Source organism: Aquimarina mytili, assembly GCF_016735115.1.
GTDB classification, from domain to species: domain Bacteria; phylum Bacteroidota; class Bacteroidia; order Flavobacteriales; family Flavobacteriaceae; genus Aquimarina; species Aquimarina mytili.
In genome coordinates this window covers 1-2,475 of record NZ_JAERQJ010000025.1, presented here as the reverse complement: position 1 = coordinate 2,475, position 2,475 = coordinate 1, and the positions used below count along the sequence as shown (strand labels likewise).

Genomic DNA, 2,475 nt, shown 5'->3' with positions numbered 1-2,475 from the left:
GAGGCTTTAGGATAGAGTTAGGAGAGATCGAGAATCAGTTACGCGGGTTTACGGATTTGGATGAGGCGATATTGACAGTTAATGAGAAAGAAGGAGATCAGTATTTAGTGTGTTACTATACAGCTTCAGAGGAGTTAGATGGCAAAGATTTGAAGGGTTATTTATCCGATAAGTTACCCGACTATATGATTCCGAATTATTATGTGCACTTAAGCACTATTCCATGTAATTCAAGTGGGAAAATAGATAAAAAGAAGCTACCACAACCAGAGATAAAAATTGAAAATGAATATGTAGCATCGGTTAGTACAACAGAAAAATTATTAGAGAACATCTGGTCCGACACCCTAAATCTCAAAATAACTTCAATAGGAACGAATAGAAGCTTTTTTGAACTGGGAGGTCACTCTTTAAAAGCTATTGTCCTAATTAATAAAATAGCCAAAGAGTTTAATGTATCCTTTCCTTTGGAAAAAATATTTGAAAATCCAACCATTAAACAACAGGCCGAATTTATTGATATTAATGAGTGGTTGTCTAAAGATAATACAACCGAACTTGAACGAGAGATGATCAAAGAAGTTATCATCTAGCAGGTCTCAAATAATCTAGTCAAACCATACCATACAAAAGCATTTATCTATGATACCTCCAATTATAGATAAAGCATTGTACATCATAAAATCAGATAGTATTCACTTAACAAAGTATACAAAAACTTGAATGTAATTATGGATTCGAGGATTGTGAATAGTCTTATACGTATTTGATATTGAATTTCTTATATACTTAAATGGCACAGAAAATAATTTTAAGAACTTAAATCAACATGGAAAATTTATTATTAAAACTAAGGAAAAATAAAATTGGAATACAATTAGTTAATGGATCTCTAAAGCTGGACATACCTAAATATTTGGATGCCCAAGAAATCGTAGAAGAAATAAAAAATAACAAGACTGAACTCATCAAATTTATTCAAAGCACTCAGTCTTTTAAAACCAATTATAAGGTAATAGAAAAAGCTCCAGAGAAAGAATATTATACATTGTCTTCTGCGCAAAAACGTATGTATTTTTTGTATGAGTATAATAAAACTTCTGTAAATTATAATACCCCACAAGTCGTTTGTTTAGATGGAGATTTGAATGCAGATCTTGTGAAAGAAGTATTTAATAAATTGATAAATCGTCATGAAAGTTTAAGAACTATTTTTAAAGTCATAGACGAAAAACCTGTTCAGAAAATACTTGAGACTCAAGAAATAGATATAGAATTTTTTAATTCATTACCGTCAGAGGTACCCAATATTGTTCAAAAATTTATTCGCCCATTTGATTTGAACAATGGTCCACTAATTAGAATTGGAGTCATTCAATTAGAACAAGAAAAGCATGTTTTGATATTGGATATGCATCATATTATCACTGATGGTGTTTCAGATAGTATATTAGTAAAAGAGTTTATGGCTCTGTATACAGGAGAAACCTTAGCACCATTGTCGCTTCAGTATAAAGATTATGCAGAATGGCAACAACAAAACAGTAGGCAATCAGAAATTTCTGAGCAAAAGGAGTTTTGGTTGAATTTATATAAAGACGAAGTTCAACCTATTAACCTTCCTACAGATTTTAGGAGACCCAATATTAAAGGGCATCAGGGTGGCACGGCTAGTTTTGGTATCGACGAAAAACAAGCAAAGAAACTAAAATCAATTAGCGAAGAATCCGGAAGTACAGATTTTATGACTCTTCTCTCCGGGTATTATATTTTACTATATAAGCTTACAAATCAAGAAGATATTGTGATTGGTACTCCTGTAGCAGGAAGAGAACATGAAGATCTTAGTGGTATGATTGGGATGTTTGTAAATACCCTTCCTTTAAGAAATCGTATTAAAAAAGATGCGACTTTCAAAGAGTTTTTGGCACAGGTAAAAACAAATACATTAGCATGTATTCATAATCAATCATATCAATATGAATCACTCATAGAGGAATTAAAAGTTGAACGTGATACCAGTCGTAACCCGTTATTTGATGTGATGTTTTCTTACCAAAATTTTATCGAAGAAGAGGTTGATATCCCTGGTCTTAAATTATCTGCGTATGAAAAAGAAGATAAGGTGTCTAAGTTTGATTTGAGCTTAGTAGCTACAGAAAAAAATGACCAATTTACTTGCAAGTTAGCGTATTCTGTAGATTTATTTACTGAAGAAACTATACATAGATTTATAACCTATTATAAAAGAATAGTAGCAACTATTATTGAGAATCCCGACATTCGTTTGTCCGAGATTGATATTTTATCAGAAGAGGAACGTTTCAGACTTACCGAAGGTTTCAATGCTACTGGAGTTACTTTTCCAGAATATGATTCTGTTTTAGACATTTTTGATGCTCAGGTTAGTCAAAGCCCAGACCGTATTGCTGTTGTACATAGAGATGATACGTTAACATATGGAGATCTTTCTAG

The 2,475-nt window shown here is 32.0% G+C and carries 2 protein-coding genes; both read left to right on the top strand.

Features of this window, described 5'->3' with window-relative positions:
* Positions 1-593 (top strand): phosphopantetheine-binding protein (locus JJQ60_RS21845; RefSeq protein WP_236669198.1); only part of this gene is annotated, 593 nt, incomplete at its 5' end.
* A 236-nt stretch (positions 594-829) separates the two neighbouring features.
* Positions 830-2,475, top strand: a 1,646-nt coding sequence (locus tag JJQ60_RS21840; protein ID WP_236669197.1) for a condensation domain-containing protein, incomplete at its 3' end; no start/stop codon positions are given.